19 protein-coding genes are annotated in these 23,506 nt (G+C 71.2%); 6 read left to right on the top strand and 13 right to left on the bottom strand.

Annotation, left to right across the window (positions count from 1 at the left end; translation table 11 throughout):
• Positions 1-3: 3 nt before the first annotated feature.
• The 5 genes from ACFYPA_RS04760 to ACFYPA_RS04740 are packed head-to-tail and all read right to left on the bottom strand — an operon-like array spanning position 4 to position 5,102.
• A complete protein-coding gene (locus ACFYPA_RS04760) occupies positions 4-822 on the bottom strand; it encodes an ATP-binding cassette domain-containing protein (RefSeq protein WP_359354244.1) in 819 nt (272 codons plus the stop codon).
• Positions 819-1,646, bottom strand: coding sequence for an ABC transporter ATP-binding protein (locus tag ACFYPA_RS04755; protein WP_359318979.1), 828 nt, complete (start codon positions 1,644-1,646; stop codon positions 819-821). Before ACFYPA_RS04755 ends, ACFYPA_RS04760 begins: the two co-directional genes overlap by 4 nt.
• Positions 1,643-2,551, bottom strand: a complete 909-nt coding sequence (locus ACFYPA_RS04750; protein WP_389129493.1) for an ABC transporter permease — start codon at positions 2,549-2,551, stop codon at positions 1,643-1,645. The genes ACFYPA_RS04755 and ACFYPA_RS04750 overlap by 4 nt, the downstream gene beginning before the upstream one ends.
• Complete coding sequence (locus ACFYPA_RS04745; protein ID WP_359083953.1) at positions 2,548-3,528, bottom strand: ABC transporter permease; 981 nt, start codon at positions 3,526-3,528, stop codon at positions 2,548-2,550. Before ACFYPA_RS04745 ends, ACFYPA_RS04750 begins: the two co-directional genes overlap by 4 nt.
• Complete coding sequence (locus ACFYPA_RS04740) at positions 3,528-5,102, bottom strand: ABC transporter substrate-binding protein (RefSeq protein ID WP_389129490.1); 1,575 nt, start codon at positions 5,100-5,102, stop codon at positions 3,528-3,530. Before ACFYPA_RS04740 ends, ACFYPA_RS04745 begins: the two co-directional genes overlap by 1 nt.
• Before the next feature lie 54 nt (positions 5,103-5,156).
• On the opposite strand from ACFYPA_RS04740, the gene ACFYPA_RS04735 reads away from it, so the two are divergent.
• Together ACFYPA_RS04735 and ACFYPA_RS04730 are read left to right on the top strand one after the other, a co-directional pair.
• Entirely contained in the window at positions 5,157-6,080 is a 924-nt protein-coding gene (locus ACFYPA_RS04735) for a helix-turn-helix domain-containing protein (protein ID WP_359083957.1), read from the top strand.
• Between the two features lie 56 nt (positions 6,081-6,136).
• The gene (locus tag ACFYPA_RS04730) at positions 6,137-7,120 is read left to right on the top strand and encodes a serine hydrolase domain-containing protein (RefSeq protein ID WP_389130379.1); all 984 of its coding nucleotides are present in this window, start codon (positions 6,137-6,139) and stop codon (positions 7,118-7,120) included.
• A 385-nt stretch (positions 7,121-7,505) separates the two neighbouring features.
• Here the strand turns inward: ACFYPA_RS04730 and ACFYPA_RS04725 are convergent, their stop codons facing one another.
• Both ACFYPA_RS04725 and ACFYPA_RS04720 read right to left on the bottom strand, forming a co-directional pair.
• Entirely contained in the window at positions 7,506-9,143 is a 1,638-nt protein-coding gene (locus ACFYPA_RS04725; RefSeq protein WP_389129487.1) for a DUF1254 domain-containing protein, read from the bottom strand.
• Positions 9,144-9,378: 235 nt separating this feature from the next.
• Complete coding sequence (locus tag ACFYPA_RS04720) at positions 9,379-9,552, bottom strand: hypothetical protein (protein WP_359354298.1); 174 nt, start codon at positions 9,550-9,552, stop codon at positions 9,379-9,381.
• A 475-nt stretch (positions 9,553-10,027) separates the two neighbouring features.
• Here ACFYPA_RS04720 and ACFYPA_RS04715 point away from each other — a divergent pair, with 475 nt between their 5' ends.
• Complete coding sequence (locus ACFYPA_RS04715; protein ID WP_389130376.1) at positions 10,028-11,248, top strand: type III PLP-dependent enzyme; 1,221 nt, start codon at positions 10,028-10,030, stop codon at positions 11,246-11,248.
• Positions 11,245-11,802, top strand: a complete 558-nt coding sequence (locus ACFYPA_RS04710; protein ID WP_389129485.1) for a GNAT family N-acetyltransferase — start codon at positions 11,245-11,247, stop codon at positions 11,800-11,802. The genes ACFYPA_RS04715 and ACFYPA_RS04710 overlap by 4 nt, the downstream gene beginning before the upstream one ends.
• Before the next feature lie 63 nt (positions 11,803-11,865).
• Here ACFYPA_RS04710 and ACFYPA_RS04705 read toward each other — a convergent pair whose 3' ends face one another.
• From ACFYPA_RS04705 to ACFYPA_RS04680, 6 genes are all read right to left on the bottom strand, one after another.
• Entirely contained in the window at positions 11,866-13,206 is a 1,341-nt protein-coding gene (locus tag ACFYPA_RS04705; RefSeq protein WP_389129482.1) for a glutamine synthetase, read from the bottom strand.
• Between the two features lie 151 nt (positions 13,207-13,357).
• Entirely contained in the window at positions 13,358-14,392 is a 1,035-nt protein-coding gene (locus ACFYPA_RS04700; protein ID WP_389129479.1) for a 3-oxoacyl-ACP synthase III family protein, read from the bottom strand.
• 427 nt (positions 14,393-14,819) lie between these two features.
• Positions 14,820-15,611, bottom strand: coding sequence for an ABC transporter ATP-binding protein (locus ACFYPA_RS04695; RefSeq protein WP_359083966.1), 792 nt, complete (start codon positions 15,609-15,611; stop codon positions 14,820-14,822).
• Positions 15,608-17,470, bottom strand: coding sequence for a dipeptide/oligopeptide/nickel ABC transporter permease/ATP-binding protein (locus ACFYPA_RS04690; protein ID WP_389129475.1), 1,863 nt, complete (start codon positions 17,468-17,470; stop codon positions 15,608-15,610). The genes ACFYPA_RS04695 and ACFYPA_RS04690 overlap by 4 nt, the downstream gene beginning before the upstream one ends.
• 2 nt (positions 17,471-17,472) lie before the next feature.
• The gene (locus tag ACFYPA_RS04685; RefSeq protein ID WP_359318966.1) at positions 17,473-18,441 is read right to left on the bottom strand and encodes an ABC transporter permease; all 969 of its coding nucleotides are present in this window, start codon (positions 18,439-18,441) and stop codon (positions 17,473-17,475) included.
• 12 nt (positions 18,442-18,453) lie between these two features.
• Positions 18,454-20,037, bottom strand: coding sequence for an ABC transporter substrate-binding protein (locus ACFYPA_RS04680; protein WP_389129472.1), 1,584 nt, complete (start codon positions 20,035-20,037; stop codon positions 18,454-18,456).
• A gap of 636 nt (positions 20,038-20,673) precedes the next feature.
• On the opposite strand from ACFYPA_RS04680, the gene ACFYPA_RS04675 reads away from it, so the two are divergent.
• Both ACFYPA_RS04675 and ACFYPA_RS04670 read left to right on the top strand, forming a co-directional pair.
• Entirely contained in the window at positions 20,674-21,015 is a 342-nt protein-coding gene (locus ACFYPA_RS04675; protein ID WP_359083971.1) for a DUF5132 domain-containing protein, read from the top strand.
• Between the two features lie 191 nt (positions 21,016-21,206).
• Positions 21,207-23,492 carry an ATP-binding cassette domain-containing protein gene (locus tag ACFYPA_RS04670; protein WP_389129469.1) on the top strand — a complete coding sequence of 762 codons (2,286 nt, stop codon included), beginning with the start codon at positions 21,207-21,209 and terminating at the stop codon, positions 23,490-23,492.
• Positions 23,493-23,506 lie beyond the last annotated feature (14 nt).

Here is a 23,506-nt window from a genome sequence, read left to right as displayed (position 1 = left end):
GGCTCATGCCGGGACGCTCCCCAGGATCCGGCGGCTGGGGTCGGGCACCGGTACGGCGTCCAGGAGACGCCGGGTGTACGCGTCCTCGGGCGCGGTGAACACCTGGTCGGCGGTGCCGGACTCGACGATGCGGCCCTGGCGCATCACGGCCACCCGGTCGGCGATCTGACGGACGACGGCCAGGTTGTGCGAGATGAAGAAGTACGTCAGCCCGAGGCGGTCCTGGAGTTCGGCGAGCAGATCGAGGACGCGGGCCTGTACGGACACGTCGAGTGCGCTCGTCGGCTCGTCGAGCACGAGCAGGCGCGGCTCCAGCGCCAGGGCCCGTGCGATGGAGATGCGCTGGCGCTGACCGCCGGAGAACTCGTGCGGATACCGGTCCAGGATGCTCGCGTCCAGGCCGACGGAGTCCAGGAGCTCGCCGGCCCGGTCGCGCACCCTGGCCCGTCCGCGCCGCCCGCGCGCCCACTCCTCGTGGGTGACGAGCGGCTCCCCGACGATGTCGGCGATCCGCAGCCGCGGATTCATGCTGGAGTACGGGTCCTGGAGCACGACCTGCATCTGCCGGCGAAACGGCTTCAGCGCGGCGCCGTTCAGCGCCAGCAGGTCCGTGCCGTCGAAACGCACGCTGCCCGCGGTGGGTTCGAGCAGCCGCAGCAGCAGCCGGGTCAGTGTGGTCTTGCCGCAGCCGGACTCACCGACCAGGGCGAAGGTCTCGCCCTCCCGGACGGTGAGGGAGACGTCGTCCACGGCGACGCTCGGCGGGCGGCCGGGGAACTCCTTGCGCAGTCCGTCGATTTCCAGCAGCGGGGTCGTGGTCATGCGACGGGCTCCAGTCGGGGAGTGGCGGCCAGCAGATCGCGGGTGTACGAGGCGGCGGGGCGGGTGAACACCTGCTGGACGTCGCCCGTCTCGACGACCTCGCCGTGCCGCATGACGACGACGCGGTCGGCGGTCTCGGCGACGACGCCCAGGTCGTGGGTGATCAGCAGGACGGCCATGCCGTGGCGTCGCTGGAGGCTCACGAGCAGCTCCAGGATCTGCCGCTGCACGGTCACGTCCAGCGCCGTGGTGGGCTCGTCGGCGATCAGGACGCTGGGGCGGGCCACGAGCGCGGAGGCGATCATGACGCGCTGGCGCAGGCCGCCGGACAACTCGTGCGGGTACTGGCCGTAGCGCCGTTCCGGGTCGGGGATGCCGACCTCGTCCAGTGCGGTCAGCGCTGCCCGGCGGGCCTCGGCACGGGTGTGGTCGCCGTGCAGGCGCAACACCTCGGACACCTGGTCGCCCACCCGTTGCATGGGGTCGAGACTGGTCATCGGGTCCTGGAAGACCATGGAGATCCGGGCTCCGCGGACCTTGCGCAACTCCTTCTCACGCAGGGCGAGTACGTCCTTGCCGTCGAGCAGCACCTGCCCGCCGGCGTACACGCACGGAGGTTCGGGGTTGAGGCGCAGCGCGGACAGCGCGGTGGCCGACTTGCCGCTGCCGGACTCGCCGACGACGGCGAGGGTCTCGCCGGATTTCACCGCGAAGCTCACCCCGCGCACCGCGTGCACGGTCGAGGAGGCGAGGGCGAAGTCGACGCGCAGGTCCCGGAATTCGAGAACGGGTGAGGACGGCGGGGTCTGTGCGGAGTCGGTCATCGGCGGTACGCCTTCGGGTCCGCGACGTCGCGCAGCGCGTCGCCCAGGATGTTGATGGACAGCGAGGTGAGCATGAGCGCGATGCCGGGGAAGACTGCGATCCACCAGGACGTGCCGAGGTAGAGCTGTCCGTCCGAGAGCATCCCGCCCCAGGTCACCGTCTCCTTCGGAACACCGAGGCCCAGGTAGCTCAGCGAGGCCTCGGCGACGATGGCGGACGCGATGTGCAGGGTGCCGATCGTGGCCAGCGGGGCCATGACGTTGGGCAGCAGGTGCCGGCGCATGATCGCCCCGTCGCCGACGCCGATCGCGCGGGCCTCGGTGATGAAGTCGCGGGTGCGCAGCGACAGCACCTCGGAGCGCACCACACGGGCGTACGACACCCAGCCGGTGATGCCGATCACGAGGATGACGTAGCCGAGGCCCGAGCCGACGAAGCCGACGACGGCGAGCGCCAGCAGGATCGCGGGGAAGGCGAGCTGGACGTCCGCGACGCGCATGACGACGCGGTCGGTCCAGCCGCCGAGGTAGCCGGAGGCGAGGCCGGCGACGGTACCGATGACCCCGGCGAGCAGGGCCGCTCCGGCGCCGACGAGCAGCGAGACCCGGGTGCCGTAGATGACTCGGGAGAGCAGGTCGCGGCCGAGCTGGTCGGTGCCGAGGAGGTGGTCCGCGCTGCCGCCGGACTGCCAGGCCGGGGGCCGGAGCCGGCCCAGGAGGTTCTGGGCGCCCGGGTCGGCGGGAGCGATCAGGGGCGCGAACAGGGCGCACAAGACGATCAGGAGCAGGAAGAGAAGTGCGACGGCGGCGAGCCGGTTGCGCAGCAGCGAGCGCAGCACGGACGGCGGGGCCGAGGCAGGAGCCGGGGCGGCGGCGGCCGCGGGGGCGGTAGTGGTGGTGGTCATCGGGAGTTCCTCACCCTCGGGTCGAGGAGGCCGTAGGACAGGTCCACGAGCAGGTTCACCACGACGAACGTGGCGGCGAACAGCAGCACGGTGCCCTGTACCAGGGGGAAGTCGCGGTTGGCGATGGCCTGGACGGTCAGCTGGCCGACACCCGGCCAGGAGAAGACCTGCTCGGTCAGGATCGCGCCGCCGAGCAGGCTGCCGACCTCCAGACCGACGACCGTCACCACGGGCAGCGACGCGTTGCGCAGCCCGTGGCGCAGCACCGTGCGCACCGGGCCGAGGCCGCGGGCTCGGGCCGTGCGGATGTGGTCGGAGCCGAGCACGTCGATCAGCGAGGAGCGCAGCAGACGCGCGACGACGGCGACCGAGTAGACGGCCAGCGTGATCGACGGCAGGACAAGATGCGCGAACGTGCCGTATCCGGAGGCGGGGAGCGCGTGCAGACCGACGGCGAACACGAGGATGAGCAGGATGCCCACCCAGAACGCGGGTGTCGACTGGCCGATCAGGACGGCCGTGATGACCCCGCGGTCCGCGGCCTTGCCCCGGCGCATCGCCGCGATCGTGCCGGCGGGCAGCGCGATCACCAGCGTCACGACGAGAGCGCCCGCCGCGAGGAGCAGAGTGGCCGGGATGCGGTCGGCGAGGACCGCACGGACCGGCTGGTTGTAGAAGAGGGAGTTGCCGAAGTCGAAGCGCGGCAGGCCCCACAGATAGTCCAGATACTGCGTGAGGAGCGACCGGTCCAGGCCCAGGCTGTGCCGGAGCACGCTCTCCTGCTGGGCGGTGGCGTCGGGCGGCAGCATCACCTTCACCGGGTCGCCGGACAGGCGGACCAGGAAGAACGCGACGGTCGCGGTGCACAGAAGCACCAGCAGTGCGGTGCCCAGGCGTGCGGCGGCGGGCCGCAGCACGGTCCAGGCGCGGCTGGGTCCGGTGACCCGCACACCGGACGCGGTCAGGGTCTGGCTCATCACACGGCCACCTTCGCGCTCGCCATGGCCAGCACCCCTGCGGCGCCGGGCGTCCAGCTCGGCCGGGTGTTGTGCACATAGATGTTGTCGATCTGGTACAGGGGCACGAACGGCGCCTCGTCCTTGATCAGTAGCTGCAGCTCGCTGAAGGCGCGGCGGCGTACGGCCGGATCCACCGACAACTCCTCGCGGTCCACGAGCTGGTCGGCGCGCTTGTTGTGCCAGCGGCTCTGCCGCCGGTCGCTGCGCACGTTGGACTGGAGCATGCTCTCGCCGTCCATGGTCCAGACGGTGGACGCGGCCAGGTACATCGGGCCGAGCGCGCCGTGGTTGGAGGAGGTCAGGCGCTGGGAGTACGTGCCCGGGTCGAGCAGGTTCACCTTGGCGCGGATGCCGGCGCGGGCCAGCAGCCCCGAGATGGCCTCGGCGACGTTCGCGTCCAGATTGGAGGCGGTGATCGAGGTGCTGATGCCGTCGGGGTGCCCGGCCTCGGCAAGCAACGCGCGGGCCTTGGCGAGCGAACGCTCGTACGGCCGCACGGACTTGTCGAACCCGAACGCGCCGCGCGGGATCATCGCGGGGACCTCGGTGGCGTTACCGCCGAGCACCGCCTTGATGAGCAGGGGCACGTCGACGGCGTGGTTGAGTGCCTGCCGCACGCGCCGGTCGCGCAACGGCCCCTCGGTGAGGGTGTCGAGCGACAGGTACGAGGTGCGGATGCCGGTGTGATGGTCGATCCGGACACCCGGGTATCCGGCCAGTTGCTGGGCCGCGTCCGGGGTCATGCCCGCCACGATGTCGACGCCGCCGCTCTGCAGCGCGGCCAGCGCGGACGACGAGTTGGGGGCGGGAACGAAGACGAGTTCGTCGACGTGCGGCCGGCCCTCCCAGTGGTGCTCGTAGGCGGCGAGGCGCAGTTCGTGGTCGCGCTGCCAGCGCTTGAAGGTGAACGGGCCGGTACCCACCGGGTGGGCGGCGAAGCCCTCGTCGCCGACCTTGGCGAGATAGCGCGGAGGCACGACGACGCCGCCGAACAGGGACAGCTTCGCGGGCAGGATCGGATCGTGCACCGAGGTGTGCACATCCACCGTGTACCGGCCGACGACGCTGACTCCCTCGACGTAACGCAGCTCCACGATGGGCGACTTCGTGGCGGGGTCGAGCAGTCGCTCGATGCTGAAGCGGACGGCCTCGGCATCGCACGGCTCACCGTTGTGGAAGGTGACGCCGCGGCGCAGTTCGAACCGCCACACGGTCGGTTTGACGGCCTTCCAGGACACGGCGATCCGCGGCCCGAGGGTGTTGTCGCGGCCTCGTGTGGTGAGCGTGTCGAACATGTTGATCAGGGCGTTCATCGACGTCATGTCGCCCTGTTTGTGCGGGTCCATCGTCTTGGGGTCCCCGGTCTGGGAGACCCGCAGGACGTTTCCGGCGGAGGCCGCCGACGGCGCTCCGCAGCCGGTCAGCAGGGCCGGGGCGGCGAGGGCGGGCACCGCGAGACCGCTCAGGCGAAGCGCTGAGCGGCGGGAGAACCCGACGCGCGGGCCGCCTCCCCCTTCACATATTCGTTCCATTGGACAACACGCTCGTTCCGGTGAATGGAATGCAGTTCGGGTAAGGTAGGCCACATGGGGAAACCGGTCAATAGTCGTTCGCAGCAGCTGCCCTCCGCCGCCGCGTCATCCGCCGCCTCCGAGGGCCCGGAAGCGGACGCCGCCGCTCCGCCCGCGCCCGGGCCGGTGGACAAGGCGATGGAGGTGCTGGCGGCCCTCGCCGGGGCGGGGGCACCACACCGCCTCGCCGACCTGGCACGGCAGACGGGACTCGCCAAACCCACCGTGCACCGCCTGCTGCGCGCCCTCGCCGCGTCGGGGTACGCCGAAGCGGCCACCGGAGGCAGTTACCGGCCGGGCCCCCGCCTTCTCGGGCTCGCGGCGGGCGCCCTGGCCGACGACGCCGCGCTGCGCCGGGTCGGCCCGGTCCTGGACGAACTCCGCGTGCGCACCGGCCTGTTCGCGTCGTACGCGGTGCGCGACGACCGCACCGTCATTCATCTCGACGTGCGCGCCCCGGCGCAAGGACTCGGGCTCGATCTGAGGCCCGGCTCCCGCGAGCACGTGACCGGGGGAGCCGCGGGCCTCGCCCTGCTGGCCGCACTGCCGGCCGAGGAGCGAGAGCCCCTGTCGGCCGACCCCGACGGGGCACCCGCCGACGCCACGACCCGCGAGGCCCTGGCCGCGGCAGCCCGTGACGGCTATGCCTTCGACGGCAGCGACGCCTGGCTCGACCGGCGCGCGCTCGCCGCCCCGGTGCGCGACGCGACGGGCCACGCGGTCGGCGCCCTCGTGCTGACCGGCCTCGCCTTCACGCTCGACGAGGCGGCCGCGCGGCTGTACGGACCGATGGTGCACTCCGCCGCCGCCGCGGTGTCGGCGAGCCTGGCCGCGCAGCCCGGCGTCCGGCTGGGGCTGGTGCCGGAGCGCCCCACGGGCGGCGGCAAGGGCGCGGGGAAACCCGCGAGCCGGCTCGAAGAGGCGGGGGAGACGCGGTGAGCGCCAACGACACGTCCTACGCCGCCGCCCGCCGCGGGCTCCTGGACGACGGCCGGATGCGGGGCCTCTACTCGGGCGCCGCCTGGTCGCTGGGCGACGCGACGGGCCCGTACGACCGCGGCTGGACCGGCGCCCGCGCCGTCGACGGACCGGCTCTGGACGGCCGGGACCTGTGGGACCTCGCGTCGGTGACCAAGCCGATCGTCGGCCTGGTCGTCATGGCACTCGTCGACCGAGGCGTCCTCGGCCTCGACGACACCGTCGGGCACCACCTCGCCCGCTACGCCGGTAGCCCGCATGCCGCCCGTACGGTCGCCCAACTCCTCGACCACACCTCCGGACTGCCGGGCGGTGTCCCGCTCTACCGTGACCACCCCACCCGCGAGTCGCTGCTCACGGCGCTCGGTCCGCTGCCGCGCACGGCCGAGCCCGGAACTCATGTCACGTACTCCTCCCAGGGCTTCATCCTGCTCGGCCTCATCGCCGAAAATGCCACGGGCCAGGGCCTGGACGACCTGATGAACGACCTCGTCAGCGCCCCGCTCGGCCTGACCGACACCGGTTTCCGGCCGGGCCCCGCAGGCCGTGCCCGTGCGGTGGCCACCGAAGCCTGCCCCTGGCGCGGCCGGACCGTGGTCGGGGAGGTGCACGACGAGAACGCGGTGGTCCTCGGCGGCGTCGCCGGGCACGCGGGCCTCTTCGCCACCCTCGCGGACCTGGAACGGCTCGCGAGCTGCCTGCTCGGCGGCGGCCCGCCGCTTCTGAGGCCGGACACCCTCACCGTCATGACCGCCCCGCGCACGGACCACCTCAATCTGCGCCGCTCACTGGCCTGGCAGGGACAGGATCCGTCCGGTTCGCCGGTGGGGGACAGCTTCGGCCCGGCGTCCTACGGGCACACGGGCTTCACCGGCACGAGCCTGTGGATCGATCCGGAGGCCGGCCGCTACGCGATCCTGCTCACGAACCGTGTCCATCCCAGCCGCGAGGAACGCGGATTCGTGGAACTGCGACGGGACTTCCACACGATCGGGACGTGAGCGGTCCGATGGGGCGCGGACGGCCCAGGGATACGGGCTCCTCGTGGGGCGGGGAGGGGGGTGCGCGAATACCGGGTGCGACAGCGGCCAAGTTCGGCGAGCAGCGGTTCGAAGCGCGGATCGCCGAGGTAGACGCCGTGGGCGTTGGTCTTCACCGTGACGCCGTCGCTGCCGAACTGGTCCATGACGTAAGCCAGTTCATCGAGAGCGGCGTCGACGTCAGGCGGGGCAGGGACGCGAAGTGGCCGAAACGGCCGGGATGGTCGCGTTTGTGGTCGGCGCCCGTCTCGTTGACGTGTCGGGTGAGCGTGCGGGCCGCGGTGTTGTCGCCGAAGTGGGTGCCGGGACCGCCCCGAGCGCGCCGACGCCTACGGCTTCCTCGACGTCACATGACCCGCGCCGCGCGCACCGGCCGCGACCACGCGTCCCCGCCCCCGTACCGGCCGCGATGCTCTGGTCCCTGACCGACTCGCTCCCCGGTGGCGACCGGCCAGGGACGGGCCCGGCGTACCCGCCTTCGACGGCAGCCGGCGCCTGGGCGACTTCGAAACGGTGGACACCGAGGACAAAGGCCCCGCCTCCGCCTGAGCGCCGTGCCGCGTCCCGGGCGGCCGCGGCACGGCGTCCTCAGCCCGCGGTCCTGGTGACCGCCGGGGGCCGCCAGGTCCCGTCGAGAGCCGCGGGCTCGGCAGTACGCGCGCAGATACAGCGAGAAGCGCCCGGCCGGTGCCGGGAGCCAGTTGGCCCGGTGCTCGTCGGCGGGCGGGCGCGCCCCGGCGTACAGGGTCAGCGAACCGTCGTCACCGAGGACCAGACCCTTGTTCTTGGTGCCCAGCGAGTAGCGGTCCAGTTCGTTGCGGTGGAAGAAGTGATGCTCGTTGTAGAGCGTCACCGACCAGAAGCCCTTCACCGGGGGCAGCGCGCCGGCGGGGAAGGTGAGCGTGTAGTTGTGCTCGCCGGTGAGCAGCTCCCCGGCCTCGTCGCAGTCCTGGTAGAAGTACGCGGTCTCTCTGGGGGTGTTGACGAAGATGTTGGCCTTGCCCATGGCGGTGCGGCTGAGGTAGTCGCCGCCGAAGGCCGCTCCGTTGCGCTGGGTGCTCCAGTGGTGGTCCAGAGGGACGCCGATGTTGCGGAACTGGAAGAGCTCCTGCACCAGCGTGTCGTTCGCGTCGGTCGCCGTGTCGCGCAGCACGGTGGCCGCGTGCGGGGTAGACGCGGCCTCGTCCACGAGTGAGCGGAACACTCCGAACAGCGTTTCTTCGCCGGGCCTCGGGGGCACCTCGTCCAGGATCGCCGGCAGGAGGTCGAAGAACGTGGCTGGATCGACCCACTGCGTTTCCTGCTCGCCGCCGGTCGCGTCCCCCGCCGGGAAGGACGGCGCCTTCGACCAGTCCGTGGTCCGCGTCTGCCCGGTGTACTCGGCCAGGGGATAGGCCATGACCTGGTTCACCAGCGGCTGGACCGCTGCCCGGTCCTCGTCGGTGTCGTTCATGAAGACCCGGGGGATGCACACGGCGATCCGGGTGTCGAACCGGAACACGTCCGTGATGCCCTGAGGGACGTCGCCATCCCACTCCTGCGGCGCCAGCAGATAGCAGCCGGGCTTCGTCCCGTACGGCGAACCGAGCTGCGCGAACGAGTCCGTGCGCTGATCGACCACCTGGTAGACCCAGAAACGGTCCCCGAAGTCGGGCACCTGGATCACCACGGGGCCGCGCCGGGCGTCCAGGATGCCGAAGCCGTAGACCACGTCCTGGTTCGGGCAGGCCACGATGCGTTCGTCCGGAGTGATGTAGTCGTGGAGCATTCCCACCGTCCCCGGCGGACCGGCCGGAACCACACCGCCCAGCAGCCCCGGAGCGGGCACCTTCTCCATGATCGTCAGCCGGTTGTGCATGTTGACCAGTGGCCACCCCCAGAGATAGGCGACCCGGCCCAGGGAGCGCAGATACTCGTCCGTCATCCGCGATGCGGGGACCGGAGGGGCGAGCGTGGCAGAGGGATCCGACGAAGCGAGTGACATGAGTCAACGGTAGGAATACCGCTCCACTGGCGCATACCGCAGCTACGCCATCCGGGCCGGGCATGATCCCGAAGTGTGCGGCATGCGCTGGGCCGATCTGGATCGGCGCCGGGCTCCAGGTACCACGGGCTTAGGCCGAGCATCGCGGCGCGCATGCCGGTGGCGAAGCAGAGCGCCGTCCCCTCGGGCAGGGCGCGGATTGCGTCCGCAGGCAGGATCCGCTCCTGCCGCGTGCTCACCGAGGCCGACTCATGTCGCCGACCGGCTCCTTCACGAGCCGTCCGAGCCCCGGGCGCACCAGGCCTGCGATTTCCTTCTCCAGTGCCCGGATGTCCTGCCGGTACTTGGCCTCTTCCCGGCCGGCTTTCTGCTGGGCGGTTCGCTCGGCCTGGGCGGCCTTCTTGTTCACCGCGCGTAGGTCCCGCCGGCGGCTCATGAGCGCTGACGGGTATCTGCTCCAATGCCGGTATGCCGAGGCCGATTTGGGCAGAACGGAGGTGAAGGGGGTGTGCCGCCGCACCACCGGTCCCTGCGCGAACTCGTCGCCTTGGCGCACCCACTCAGCCCGCTCCTGGGCGGCGTGGTGCTCGTGCCCGGCTGCCGCAGGGCCGGCAGTCCCCGCAGCGTGCGCGGCAGGCGTCGGCCGAGCCGTTACAGGTTCATGCGGTCCGGCGGGAAGGAAATCGCTTTACGTGTCATAACCCTCCTCTGGACTCCCTCGTTCCCTCTCATGGGTGCCGGAACGTTGTCGGCATCGATCATCCAGTCGGATTGGGAGTTCACGCGTGAGGCCTCAGGCCACCGACATCTGTCAGATCGCCGAACAGCGCCGGACGGCCGACCGTGGCAGAACCGACCACCGCACCCTGACGGCGTCGGCCGCCGTGCAGAGATCCGCTCCGACCCTCCTCGGGCGGCACGACACCTCCGCCCTACGCACCGGGCTCGCCGCCGCAGCCGAGGACACCATCATCTACGACCTGGAAGGCATCGGGCGTCAGTACACTGCCCTGTGCGCCGAACTTCCCGGTACTTCCATCCGGTTCGCGATGAAGGCATGCCCGGTGGATGAGGTGCTCGATCATCTCGCCCGGCTCGGCTCCGGCTTCGACGCGGCCGGACCGCAGGAGATCGCGCAAGCGCTGCGTACCGGGGTGGCCCCCGAGCTGATCCACTACGGCAACACCGTCAAGTCCGACCGCAACATCGCCGATGCCTACCGGCTGGGTGTGCGTGACTTCGCCACCGACAGTCGGGAGGACGTCGCCGCGATCGCTGAGCACGCGCCGGGATCCGCGGTGTTCTGTCGGATCGCGACCACTGGTGAAGGTGCGCTATGGGGCCTGAGCCACAAGTTCGGATGCTCGCCCGAGGACGCTCTGCGGGTGCTCGTTGCCGCCCGAGACGCGGGGCTGGTGCCCTCCGGCCTGTCGGTGCACGTCGGCTCTCAGCAGATGACGGCCGAAGCCTGGGGCGAGGCGATCGAGACACTGGCCGCCCTGCTGAGGACGCTCAACCGGCAGGGCATCGTTCCGGACCGGATCAACCTCGGCGGTGGGCTTCCTGCTCTGGGCGTCCTCGACCGCTGCGGTCGACCTCTGGAGCCGCCCCTGGACAAGATGTTCACGGTGATGCGCGAGGGTATGGAACGGCTGCGTGCGATCAATGCCGCCCCGCTGTCCTTCCTGCTGGAGCCCGGGCGGCACCTGGTCGCCGACCACGGCGCGATCCGCGCCCACGTCGCCCGGCTCACCTCCCGCCATCGGGCCGACGGCACGCGAGAGGACTGGCTCTACCTCAGCTGTGGAAAGTTCAACGGCCTTTACGAGATGGATCAGTTGCAGTACCGGCTGGAGTTCCCTACCCGTCCCGGCGAGCCGTTCGTCAACGCTGTGGTGGCCGGTCCGACCTGCGACAGCGACGACGCGTACGCCCGGGAGGGTGGCCTGGTGCGGGTCCCGGGCTCCCTCGCCTCCGGCGACCCGGTCTGGGTCCACTCCTGCGGTGCGTACGCCGTCGCCTACACCACCCAGGGGTTCAACGGCTTCGCGCCGCTGCCGTACACGTGCGTCGGCGGCTCGGCTCCGGACGGAGAAGGCGTATGACCGGCATCCGAGTCCGGCCGCTTGTGGAGGACGACTGGGACGAGGTGGTCGCGCTGGAGGAGAGCGCCTACGCAGCGAGTGGCCTGTCCGAGGGGCGGGAGGCGTTGCGCTCCCGACACCGGGCCTCGCCCTCGACCTGCTTCGTACTGGAGTGCGCGGGCCGCATCGGCGGCTACCTGCTCGCCCTGCCGTACCCGCTTTTCCGCTACCCGGACCTGCGCCTGGCCGAGGTGGACGCGGTCCGGGAGAGCGGGCCGGAGAGCAACCTGCACATCCACGACGTGGTGATCGCCGAACGAGTGCGTGGCAGGGGCCTGGTCCACCAGATGCTGCGGCATCTGGAGAAGACCGTGCGTGCGGGCCGCTACCACACATTCTCCTTGGTCGCCGTGCGCGGCTCGCAGGTGCTGTGGGCCAGGCTGGGCTATCGCGTCCGGCCCGAGATCGGGCTGCCCGCGAGCTACGGTGCCGAGGCGGTCTACATGACGAAGCCGCTGGGGCCCGTTGTCACCGATCCTGCTTTCGCATCGTCTTCCGCAGCCGAAGCGGGATGATGCGGGTCTGTGCGGATGCCCGCCGTCTCCGCCCGTCGCGGAGCCGGCGGGATTGCCGTCCTGTCAGTACCGCCAGCGTACGGCTTCGATGACGTCCGCATCCGTCTGCCCGGCGAACAGCTCGGCCTCCGCCCGTCGGACGGCCAGCACGGCCTCGTACAGCTCAAGGCCGAGTGCCTGTCGCAGGAGGGCGGACTTCTCGAAGGCGTCGGTCGCTTCCGACAGGCTCGCCGGAAGGCGCTCGGCGCTGCCGAGAGCGGCGGGGTCGTTCCGGGTCTCGGGAGGCAGCGGCATGCCGGCGTCGAGCCCGGCGAGCCCGGCGGCCAGCACTCCGCCGATCGCCAGGTACGGATTGGCGGCGGCGTCGAAGCACTTGAACTCGGCGTTGGCCTGCCCGGCGGTTGAGCCGGTGATCAGGCGCAGCGCCGCCTCGCGGTTCTCCAGGCCCCAGCAGCGGTACGCCCCGGCGAAGCGAGAGGGGACCAGGCGCAGATAGGAGGCGACGCCGGGGGCGCCGAGGGCGAGCAAGGCGGGAAGCTCGGTCAGCACCCCCGCGAGGAACTGCTCGGCGTCGGGGTGCACTCCATGGCGGCCAGGCCCGCCGCTTGCGAGGTTGCGGCCCTGCCGCCAAAGGCTGAGGTGCAGGTGGCCGCCGTTGCCGATCGCGCCCTCGGTGAAGACGGGCGCGTACGAGACCCGCAGCCCGTGCCGGGCGGATACGGCCCGGATGGTGTGGCGTACCAGCATCGTGGTGTCGGCGGCCTCGACCGGCGCCTCGGCGGCGACCGAGACCTCGAACTGCCCTGCGGCGTACTCGGGGTGAAGCTGTAGCACGGTCAGGCCCTGCGCGGCGAGGGCGCGAAGCACCTCTCGCAGGTAGTCGGTGTGCTCGATGAAGCGGGTCATCCCGAACCCGGGCCCGGACGCCGCGGCGGTTCCGGCAGCGTCGGCCACCACCCACTCGATTTCGATCCCGGCTCGCACCGAAAGCCCGCGCCGCTCGACGGCCTCGGTAGCCCGGCGGGCGAAGCCGCGTTGGCAGCCGGGGTGCGGGGTGCCGTCCTGGGTGTATCGGTCGGCCGGAGCCCAGGCCCAGCCGGGCTGGGCGGCGAGCGGGGTGAGCCGGTCGAGGTCGGGGACGAGCCGCAGGTCACCCATCGGGCCGGTGCTTGCGGCCGTGGTGGTGAAGGAGTCGTCCACCAGGGAGACGTCGAAGCAGGGGAGGGCGCCGACACCGTGCTCGGCGGCGTGTTCGAGTTGGGCGAGCGGGACGGACTTCACCCGGGTGAGCCCGGCGTTGTCGACCCAGCCGAACACCACCCCGTCGATTCCGTCGGCGGCCAGCTGGGCTTCGGCCGCCCGGGCCTGAGAGGCCCGTTCATCCCGGGAGTACGTGGTGGTCATACCGTCCATGCTGGCGTTCACGGTAGCGGGATCGCCAGCGGCCGACCGGGAGTTCACTCGTCCGTGCATCGTCGGAGCTGCGACGTGACACCCCGCCCCGGGCTGAAGTTCTCCGCCAACCCCTGGCAGCGCTGGAGGTGTTGCGGATCGGTCAGGCGTGCCGGAGGCAGAGGGTTCCCCACTGGAAGCCCGCGCCGATTCCGGACAGCACGTAGGTGTCTCCTGGGAGCAAAGTGCCTTCGGCGACGGCGGTGTGGAGTGCGGTGAACACACCGGCCGAGCCGGTGTTGCCCAGTCGGTCGATGGTGACCGGGGCGCGCTCGCGGGGGACCCCCAGGACAGCCATGGTCTCGTTGAGGATGTTCAGGTTGGCCTGGTGCAGGAAGAAGTGCCGCACCTGGTCGATCGGCACGCCGGCGCGGTGAGCGGCGCTGGTGATGCTTTCGGGCAGACGTGTGGTGGCGGCGTTCCAGACGGCGCGGCCGTCCATGGACAGGTAGTGATCTCCAGCGGCGACGGTGGCGGCGCTGGCGGGTGCCCGGGAGCCTCCGGCGGGGATCTGGACACCGTAGGACAGTTGGGAGCCCAGGCTGTAGGAGAGCAGACCCGCACCGGGGGTCTCGGTGCGGGTGAGGATGACGGCTGCCGCGGCGTCGCCGAAGAAGACTCCCGTGGTGCGGTCGGTGGGGTCGGTGACCCTGGAGGCGCAGTCGGCGGCGAGCAGCAGGACGGTGGTGATGGAGGGGTTCTGGAGGAGGTGGGCGGCGATCAGCATGGCCTGGATGCCGGAGGCGCAGGCGGCGGTCGTGACGTCCAGGGAGAGCGCGCGGTGGGCGCCGAGGGCGTCTTTGACGATGAGTGCGGTCGACAGGAGCGGCTGGTCCCACGTGTAGGTGGCGACGATGACCGCGTCCAGTTGTTCGGGCTCGATATCGGCGGATTCCAGGGCCGGGTGGGCGGCGGCGACGCACATGTCGGAGGTCGCCAGGTGCGGCGCCAGACGGCGGCGTTCGCGGATACCGGTGCGACTGGTGATCCATTCGTCGCTGGTGTCCAGGGAACGGGTGAGTTCCTGGTTGGTGACGACTGCGGGCGGCAGGTGGATCCCCGTCCCGGCGATGGCGAACGGTACGGACAGGCCCACGCCGGTCTGGTGGAACAACGTCGGGTCCAGGGCGACGGTCATGTCACGGCGCTCCGCTCGGGGGCCATGGGTACTCCTCGAAGAATTCCCATATCGCGTTCCCTTCTCTGTCGGATCGTCATTGGGCCTGCGTCGCAGGGGCGTCGAATTCAGGTCCGTCGCATCGTCTCACGGGAATCAGGTCTCAAGATCGCGTCGTAATTCGATAGCGTGATGAAGTGGTTGGCCGCTTGACGGTGCATTTCTGGAAATGCATGTCGTGCTCTGTGAGCGCGTCTGCTGTGAGCCCACCGCTGACCGCAATTGCCTTCCCGGTCGTCCTCGGCCGACCGGGCACCGGATCGACCAAGGGGTGTCCCGCCACTGAGTTGGTCGCGCGTTCCGCAGCGATTGGTAGTCCGGGCGGTCGGCGGCGGCGAATGCGCCGGTCGCCCAAGTTACGGCGACCACCGCGTCCGAGTGCCCGAGTTCACGACGACCTCTGCCCGGGCAGGGACGTGCGCAGAGACGGCACGGAGGCGAGCAGCGTCCGGGTGTAGGGGTGACGCGGTGTACGCAGGATCGTCTCGGTGGGAGCGATCTCGACGATGCGGCCGTGCCGCATGACCGCCACGACGTCCGAGACGTGGCAGACCGCCGGCAGGTTGTGGCCGATGAACAGCATGGATAGCCCGAGCTGTGACTGGAGTTCACGAATCGTGTTGAGGACGGACGCCTGCACCGAGACGTCGAGCGCCGAGGTGATCTCGTCGGCGATGAGCAGGCCGGGCTTGACGGACAAGGAGCGGGCAAGGGCGACCCGCTGGCGCTGACCGCCGGACAGCTGTCGCGGGAGGCGATCGGCGAGCCGAGGATCCAGGCCGACGAGGCCGAGGAGTTCGGTGACGCGCTCGGCACGGGCGGCCCGGTCGAGTCGACGGAAGACCGTGGCGCCTTCGACAAGCGTCTGACGGGCAGTCATCCGAGGGTCGAGCGCGGTGTCCGGGTCCTGGAGGACGATCTGGACCAGGCGGCCGAGCCGACGCCGGTCGCGGACGGTGCGGGTGCGGATCTCACGGCCGTCCAGCAGAACTTGGCCACCCTGCACGGGTACAAGGCCGACGATCGCGCCGGCCAGGCTGGACTTCCCGCTGCCGGACTCTCCCACGAGGCCGAGTGTGGTGCCGGACGGGATCTCCAGCGAGACACCGTCCACGGCAGCGGGCGAGTCACGGGGCCCGGGGTGGCGGACGGTGAGGTCGATCACCTGGAGAGTGGTCATGAGGTGGTCACCGCCTCCGGGGCCGCCGCCGGCTCCGGATGCCAGCAGGCGATCCGGTGGTCGGTATCGAGGTCTGCCAGCGGGGGAGCCTGCTCGGCGCAGCGGTCTTGGCGGCGCGGGCAACGGGACACGAACGGGCACCCCGGTGCGGGTGCGAGCGGATCGGGCGGTGCGCCCTCGACCGTCGGCAGCGGTTGGCCCCGGTCGGCGGTGAGGTCCGGTACCGATGCGACCAGGGCCCGGGTGTAGGGGTGCCGGGCCCCGTCGGCGAGGCGGTCGACGGGCATGGCCTCGACGATGGTGCCCGCGTACATCACCAGGACCCGTTCGCAGAACTCACCCACGAGGGCGACGTCGTGGCTGATGAACAGGATCGCCGCGGAGGTGTCCCGCCGGAGGTCGGTGAGCAGTTGGGTGATCTGCCGCTGCACGGTGACGTCGAGCGCTGTGGTCGGTTCGTCGGCGATGATCAGCCCTGGCCGCACCATCAGCCCCGAGGCGATCATCACCCGCTGGCGCTGGCCGCCGGAGAGCTGGTGAGGACGTGAACGCAGCAGTGCCGGGGGCAGGGCCACCCGGCGCAGTGCGTCGGCGGCCTCCGCCGCGGCCTGCGCGCGGCTCGCACCCCGGTGGGCCCGGACGGCCTCGGTGAGTTGGGTGGCGATACGCAGGGACGGGTTGAGCGCCGAGGCCGGATTCTGGAAGATCATCGACAGACCTGTCGCGAGGTGGCGGTCCCGCTCCTTCTGCGTCAGGGCGGAGAGGTCCTCCCCCAGCAGGCGCAGAGTGCGCCGCGACGCCCTGGCGCCGTACGGGAGCAGGTCGGCGATGGCGAGCGCGGTGAGCGACTTGCCCGACCCCGACTCGCCGACGAGCCCGACGATCTCGCCCGGCCGCAGAGAAAGGGAGACACCGTGCACCGGCCGGATCGTGCCGTCAGGGGTGGGAAGCTCGACGGTGAGATCCTCGACCTGAAGGACCAGCCCGTCCTCGGCGGGGCGGCTCGGAGCGGGCACCGGGGCGGGTGCGCGCGGCACCGGTCCGCGGCGCGCCACGTTTCCCGCCAAAACCTCTCCGAGCAGCTGGAAAGCCAGGGCCGCGTAGAGGATGGCCAGGCCCGGGGCGAGGGCAGGCACCGGCTCGGCGTAGATCCGGTCGAGCCCCTGGCTGAGCAGCTGTCCCCAGTCGTAGCCGGGCGGTTGGACGCCCAGGCCGAGGAAGCTCAGCCCGGAGAGTGCGACCAGGGCGGTGCCGGCTGCCGTGGTGATGCTCAGGAGCAGCGGTTCCGCGATGTTGGGCAGGACGTGCCGCCACAGCAGACGGTGGCGGCGCAGTCCCAGGACCCTCGCCGCGGCCAGGTGGTCGGTGCCCGCGACGCCTGCGGCGAGAGTCTGGGCGAGCCGGGCGAATCCGGGGACTCCCGCCGCTGCGAGGGCCAGCACCGCCCCGGTGGCGCCCGCACCGAACACGACCGCGAGGAACATCGCGACGAGGAGCGCAGGGAAGGCGAGCAGGAGGTTGATCAGACCGCCGGTCAGCCGACGGCAGCGTCTGCCGAGGACGGCGGTGCACGCCCCGAGGAGGACTCCCGCGGTCGCGCCGAGCAGCACCGCCGCCAGCGCGAGCAACAGGGAGGCGCGGGTGGCCGTCAGGATGCGGGCGAGCAGATCCCGGCCGAGGCTGTCGGTGCCGAACGGGTGTACCGCGGAGGGCCCCTGGAGCACGGCCGAGAGGTCCGGGCGGTCGGCTGCCGCACCCCATACCAACGGGCCGATGAGTGCGAGCGCGATGAGCGACGCCAGCATGACCCCGGTGGCCCAGGCCATGGGCGAGCGTGGAAGTCGGGATGGGGGACTCATGGTCACATCTCCCGAATCGCCGAGCGGGGGTCGAGCAGGGCGAGCAGCACGTCCACCAAGAGGCCTGCGAGCAGCACCGTGATGCCGAGCACCAGAACCATGGCCTGGACCACCGGGTAGTCCTGTGCGACCACGGACTGGGCCATGGCGGAACCGATGCCGGGCCAGGCGAAGACCTTCTCGACCAGCACCGTGCCGGCGATCAGACCAGGCAGCAGGCTCCCGGCGACGGTAAGTGCGGCGGAAGCCATGTTCGGAGCCGCGTGCCGAAGGTAGCGGCGTGCCGGAGACAGCCGTTTGCTCCGGGCGGTGCGCAGATAGTCCTCGTTCAGCACCTTCAGCGCCTCCACCCGGACGATGCGCAGCAGCACGGCGGTGGGGGCGAGGGAAAGCGCGAAGACGGGCAGGACGAACGACTCGGCGCCCGCCGCACCGGCCACCGGGAGCAGTTGCAGGCCGACGGCCAGCAGTGCGGTGAGTCCGGCGGCCAGGACGAAGTCCGGCACCCCGGTCAGACCGGCGGTGACCGCGGTGAACACCAGCTCGGTCCGCGGGCGGCGGCCGTCACGGGTGCGGACGGCGGCCAGAAGACCGCCGGGCAGAGCGACGGCGAGGGCGACCAGGAAGGCGAGGAGGGCGATCTCCAGGGTGGCCGGCAACCGGCTCCGGACCAGTTCCGCGACCGGTGCTCCGGTGACCAGCGACGTACCGAGATCGCCGTGCAGGAGGCCGCCGAGGTAGTGGCCGTACTGGGACAGGAAGGGGGTGTCGAGCCCGAGGGCGTGCCTGCGAGCGGCCACCAGCCCGGGGGCGGCGTCGACGCCCAGCGCGGCCCGGACCGGATCGCCGGGGATGAGGCGGATCATCGCGAAGGACGCGGTGACCACGACCCCGAGGGAGAGAAGCAGCCGGACGCTGCGGCGGCCGAGGAACACGGTCCAGGGGTGCCGCAACAGCTGAGGGACGGACATGGTGGCCCCAGGTCACTCGTGGAGGCGGATGCTGGTGGGAACGAGCCGGCCGCCGAAGGTGGTGGCGAAGGTGGTGCGGTAGCCGTACACGCCGCTCCGGCCCTGGGCGATCGGCAGCGCGTCGGCCGAGCGGAAGAGAGCGGCGGCGGCCCGGTTCCAGGTGTCGCATCCTGTCGTGTCGGTTTCTTGGAGGGCCTGGGCGACCAGTGCGTCGTACTCGGGGTTGACCACACCCGCGAAGTTGAGGCCTCGGGCTGGGGTGGGGCCGGAGAAGAAGGGAATGAAACCGACCGGCAGCGCGACCCCCGGCGTGCTGCCGACCACCACGTCGAAATCGGCACTCCGGTACATGGCATTGACGAGGGCCGGCAGGCTTTCGGCGACCAGGTCGACCTCGGCGCCGAGCTTCGTCCACTGCCGGGCCATGAGTTCGGCGACGGAGACCAGGGTCGGCCCCAGCTCGGGACTGGTGATCAGGCGGAGCCGGAGCGGTCGGCCGTCCTTGGTGAGTGGGCCGTCGCCGGAGCGGGTCCAGCCGGCGGCGCGCAGGGCCTCGGCGGCGTTCCGCGCAGGCAGGTTGGCGTCGGCGAGGTCGGCGTGGCAGACGGCGCCCTCGGCGCCGAAGTCGGTGGCGGGGCTGCCGGTGCCGCCGACGGCGACGTTGGCGAGCCCCCGGCGGTCGAGGGCGGAGACCAGGGCGCGGCGCAGCGCCCGGTCGGAGAGCGCCCGCCCGGGGCGCTGGTTGAAGAAGGTCAGCCCGATCACGGTCGCCACGTCGGCGGTGGACAGGCCGCGCCCGGTGAGCCGGGCGCGGTCCGGCCCGCTCACGCCCGCGATGTCGACGCCCCCGGTGAGCAGCAGGTTCGCCGCCGTGGATGCCTGGGGCACCACCGAGAGGACGATGTGGGCGGGGAGGCCGGGTTCCTTGGTCGTCGCCCCGGCGGGCCCCCAGGAGTAGTCGTCGCGGACGGTGAACTCGTACGGTCCGCCGGGGGTGTAGCGGGTGAGTACGTAGGGGCCGGTGCCCTGGGTGACGCGATCCAGTGAACGGGGCCGGTCGAGGCCGGCGGGGCAGACGATCGGCAGCAGGCCGATGGTGCGGGTGAGAAAAGGGAAGGGGGCGGCGGCAGTCGCCGACACCGTGCCGGTGCCGTCGTCGGCGCTCGCTTTGAACGGGACGTTCGGGAGGACGGTCTGGGCTCCGGCGAGTTGGTTGGCCGGGTCGCCCGCGTAGGTGAGTGCCCGGGCCACCGCCGACGCGGTGAGCGCGGTGCCGTCGGAGCAGGTGATGCCCGGGCGGAGGGTGAAGGTGGCGGTGGTGGTCGTGGCCTGCCAGGAGGAGGCCAGGCCGGAGACCAGTGCACCGTCGGGGGCGACGTTGACCAGCGCGTCGTAGGCGTAGTGGGCCTGGGAGGCCCCGAAGGCGGAGTACGGGTCGAAGCTCGGCGTCTCGCTGGACGCCGCGATCCGGACGGTGCCGCCGATCACCAGCGGGGTGGTGGTCGAGGAGGTGGCGACTCCGCCGCAACCGCTCAGCGCGACGGCCGAGGCGGTGAGGACGGACGCCAGGGCGACCGGCGGGGTGCGTCGGAGCATGGCGTCATGGTGCCATCGAGAAATTGGCCACGGTAAGGCAACCGGTATGTGCGGTAGGGGCGTTCGAATGCGCCGAGCCGCCTGGAAACTGGGCTAGGAGCCGTCGGCGGCGACGGGACAGCCCATCCTGATTCACCCGTACGAGGCGTGAGCGGGCGGGTTGTGCCCACTGGCCGGGGACGGGGCGGCGTGGCAGCGGTTGCCCCGCCGACTCCTGCGAGGGCCGGCGGGTCTTGCGATGCGGGGGTGGGGGGCGGGTCTTCCCTGTCACGGCACAGGGGCGGGGTGGCCTCGTCGCCGTTGCCGAGGCGGCGGGTGGAACCGGAATGCGGCACGAATCGAGGAAGATTATCGGCTAAGCGTATTACTTTGTGCTGGGTGTGCCGGGATTCAAGAGTTACGTGCAGAGGGTATGAGCACTCACATGAGTGAACAGAAGGGAGCTGCTTGGCTCAGGCGGGTCTGATTCCCGTACGGTGATCACGGGATCGGATGACGCGTTCCTGCGTCCGATACCGCAATTCGCCAGGCGAGTCCCGACTATTCGAGATGGAATACCGGCCGGCTGTGCGCTGCTCCGGCTTTCGTCATACCCGGGTTCCCTGTCATACGTATGCGTGGAGAGGATGGAGAATCATGCCGCCAGTAGTTCCGCCCTTCCTGATCGGCCTCATCGTCGCGCCGCTGGCCAAGCGCCTGCTCAAACCAGTGGTGAGTGGAGTCGTCAAGGCGTCCGTCGGGATCGCGATGGAGGTGAAGAAGGCGGCGCAGGAGGCCGGGGAGAACATCCATGACCTCGCCGCCGAAGTGGCCGCCGACGTGGTGGCCGCCCAGATCGCCGTCAGCGAATCCGAAGGGCACTCCCTCGTCGGCCAGCGCGCCACCACAAGTGGCATCAGGGAGGAAGCCGCCGAAAGGGACGCAAAGACCCCGAAGATTCGTGCTACCTCCGGTTCCGCTGCCGGCAAGTCTCACTGACTGCCCGCAAGGACCTGGGCCGCCGCCAGGCGTGCATGCCGATCGATAGCGGCACAGCGTGCCTGGGCGGCGGCCGTCTGAGGGTCGTTCGACCGCAGAGATCCGCCGTTCAGAATTTTCCCGTTCCGTCGCCGTATTCCGTCGTGCCCATGACGGCCTCCCGCGACCTCCGCAAACAGGTGAACGTACACATGCCATCGCTACTGGGTGCCGCAGCCGGATTCCGCTCCGTGGAATTGGGCGCGAGCCCGCGCTCGGTCATCCCGGGCCGACAGCGCTGGGACGTCGAGCTGGTGCTCGGACGGCCCCGGACGGCCGAGGTCCTCGCCGCTGCGCTGCGTCGCATTCCCGGGATCACCGAGGCCCGGGCCAACCCGGTGACCGGCGGACTGCTCGTCCGACACGATGCGCGGATGCGCGCCGCGGACGTCGGCCGGATCATCAGCGGAGCCGTCACCCGTATCGCGGAGCAGATGGCAGGGGCGGGACGCCTCGCACAGGCCGGGTCCGCCATCGCTTCGGCCCCGCGGGCGGACCGAGGCCTGGTCGTGCGCCCGGTGCTCGCCGTCGGCGGCGGGGTCGTGGCCGGGGCCGCGCTGATCAAGGGGTCCGCAAGGAGCAAGCAGTTGGCGGCTGCGGCCGCGGTCGCAGCGGCGACCGCGGCCGTCCTCCGGAAAGCCTGGCGTGGAACGGTCGAGGTGCCCCGGCGCGAGGTCGAACGCCACCCGCTGGTGGAGATCGTCGGCCCGCACCGGCGTCGGCTCTACCGGGCTGCTGCCCTGTCCGTCGCCTGCCAGGCCGCGGAGATGGCGCTCGGCACCTTCCTCGGATGGACCGGCCTCGTCCTCATCAAGGGCGAGGCGGCTCCGCTGGTCAGTCTCGGCCTGACCACGGCGTCCGCCCAACTCCTGGGGCTGGCAGGGCTGGTGGCTGCCGCCTGTGCCGCGGTGGCCGGCCTCTCCTACGCCTCGAACCTTCAATGGCGGCGACTCGGCCAGGGCATCGAGCACGACTGGCGGGGCCGCACGTACCGACACGTCCAGCACCTCGAACTCGGCCATTTGGAGGGGGAGCGGACCAGCCGGGTGACCGGCACACTCACCAACGACGTAGGTCAGCTGGGCGCCTTCTTCGCCGGCCCGGCCAACGACGTGCTGCAGCTCGGCACCAGCCTCGCCGTCCTGGTGCCGGCGTTCCTCCTGCTGGCACCGCAGATCGCCTGGATCGCGTTCTTGCCGATCCCGGTCATCGCCTGGCTGTCACTGCACCACCAGGACAAGGCCGCGGCAACCTACGCCGCTACCGGCGAGCATCGAGCCAGGCTGGGCAGCCAGGTGATCAACTCGCTCGAAGCCAGTGCGACCGTCAAGAGCTTCTGTACCGAGGACTATGAAGCCGAACGTGTCGACGGCCTGAGCGAGTCGGTCCAGGAGAGCAGCCGCCAGGCCGACCGGAGCACGATCCGCCACGCCGAGACCGTTCGGGCATGCACCACCGCGTCCATGGCCGGCACCCTTCTGATCGGTGGTCGTGCGGTACTCAACGGCACCCTGCGCTTCGAGGTGTTCAGCCCGCTGATCGGGCTGCCCCAGATGCTGCTGATGCGGATGAGCCGGCTCGGCGGCATCACCGACCAGTACCAGCGCACCCTTGCCTCCTACGAGCGTGTCCAGCGCCTGCGGGCCCTGCCCGTCGAGGCCGACAGCGGCGACGGGACGCTCGACCTCGCCGAGGTGCGGGGTGAGATCGTCCTCGACCGGGTCACCTTCGCCTACCCCGGCCGCCCGGCGACGCTGGAGGACCTCTCGCTGACCATTCCGGCCGGGCAGGTGACCGCCCTGGTGGGCGCCACCGGCTCCGGCAAAACGACGATCGCCAAACTGCTGATGCGCTATCAGGACGCGGATTTCGGCAGGGTGCTGCTCGACGGAGAGGACATCCGCGACCTGCGACGGAACGACTTGCGCCACGCCATCGGCTTCGTCGCGCAGGACCCTTTCCTCTTCGACGGCAGCATCGCCGACAACATCCGTTACGGCACCTTCGGCGCCTCGCACGAGGACGTGGTCCGAGCCGCCGCCATGGCCGAGGCGCACACCTTCGTCGCCGCCCTGCCCGACGGCTACGACACCCTGATCGGTGAACGCGGCGCCACGCTCTCGGGCGGCCAACGGCAGCGGATCGCCCTGGCGCGCGCGATCCTCAAGGACTCGCCTGTCGTCATCCTCGACGAGGCCACCTCCGCCGTGGACAACGAGACCGAGGCCGCCATCCAGCGCACGCTGCGAAGCTTCGCGGCGGACCGGACGATGGTCGTCATCGCCCACCGCCTTTCCACGGTCCGCCACGCCGACCGGATCTACGTCATGGACAAGCGGGGCATCGTCGCCGAGCAGGGCACCCACGACGAACTCCTCGCCCGACACGGGCTCTATGCATCCCTCTGGCAGCTCCAGGCCGGCGAAATCGCCGCCTGACCAAGGCCACGCCG

The organism is Streptomyces sp. NPDC005775, from assembly GCF_042871565.1.
In the GTDB taxonomy this organism is placed as follows: domain Bacteria; phylum Actinomycetota; class Actinomycetes; order Streptomycetales; family Streptomycetaceae; genus Streptomyces.
This window is presented reverse-complemented; position numbering and strand designations above follow the sequence as displayed.

Coding starts and splice junctions, on each gene's coding strand:
- ACFYPA_RS04760 (WP_359354244.1), bottom strand. CDS start 822: ATGACCACGACCCCGCTGCTGGAAATCGACGGACTGCGCAAGGAGTTC.
- ACFYPA_RS04755 (WP_359318979.1), bottom strand. CDS start 1,646: ATGACCGACTCCGCACAGACCCCGCCGTCCTCACCCGTTCTCGAATTC.
- ACFYPA_RS04750 (WP_389129493.1), bottom strand. CDS start 2,551: ATGACCACCACCACTACCGCCCCCGCGGCCGCCGCCGCCCCGGCTCCT.
- ACFYPA_RS04745 (WP_359083953.1), bottom strand. CDS start 3,528: ATGAGCCAGACCCTGACCGCGTCCGGTGTGCGGGTCACCGGACCCAGC.
- ACFYPA_RS04740 (WP_389129490.1), bottom strand. CDS start 5,102: ATGGAACGAATATGTGAAGGGGGAGGCGGCCCGCGCGTCGGGTTCTCC.
- ACFYPA_RS04735 (WP_359083957.1), top strand. CDS start 5,157: ATGGGGAAACCGGTCAATAGTCGTTCGCAGCAGCTGCCCTCCGCCGCC.
- ACFYPA_RS04730 (WP_389130379.1), top strand. CDS start 6,137: ATGCGGGGCCTCTACTCGGGCGCCGCCTGGTCGCTGGGCGACGCGACG.
- ACFYPA_RS04725 (WP_389129487.1), bottom strand. CDS start 9,143: ATGTCACTCGCTTCGTCGGATCCCTCTGCCACGCTCGCCCCTCCGGTC.
- ACFYPA_RS04710 (WP_389129485.1), top strand. CDS start 11,245: ATGACCGGCATCCGAGTCCGGCCGCTTGTGGAGGACGACTGGGACGAG.
- ACFYPA_RS04705 (WP_389129482.1), bottom strand. CDS start 13,206: ATGACCACCACGTACTCCCGGGATGAACGGGCCTCTCAGGCCCGGGCG.
- ACFYPA_RS04700 (WP_389129479.1), bottom strand. CDS start 14,392: ATGACCGTCGCCCTGGACCCGACGTTGTTCCACCAGACCGGCGTGGGC.
- ACFYPA_RS04695 (WP_359083966.1), bottom strand. CDS start 15,611: ATGACCACTCTCCAGGTGATCGACCTCACCGTCCGCCACCCCGGGCCC.
- ACFYPA_RS04690 (WP_389129475.1), bottom strand. CDS start 17,470: ATGAGTCCCCCATCCCGACTTCCACGCTCGCCCATGGCCTGGGCCACC.
- ACFYPA_RS04685 (WP_359318966.1), bottom strand. CDS start 18,441: ATGTCCGTCCCTCAGCTGTTGCGGCACCCCTGGACCGTGTTCCTCGGC.
- ACFYPA_RS04680 (WP_389129472.1), bottom strand. CDS start 20,037: ATGCTCCGACGCACCCCGCCGGTCGCCCTGGCGTCCGTCCTCACCGCC.
- ACFYPA_RS04675 (WP_359083971.1), top strand. CDS start 20,674: ATGCCGCCAGTAGTTCCGCCCTTCCTGATCGGCCTCATCGTCGCGCCG.
- ACFYPA_RS04670 (WP_389129469.1), top strand. CDS start 21,207: ATGCCATCGCTACTGGGTGCCGCAGCCGGATTCCGCTCCGTGGAATTG.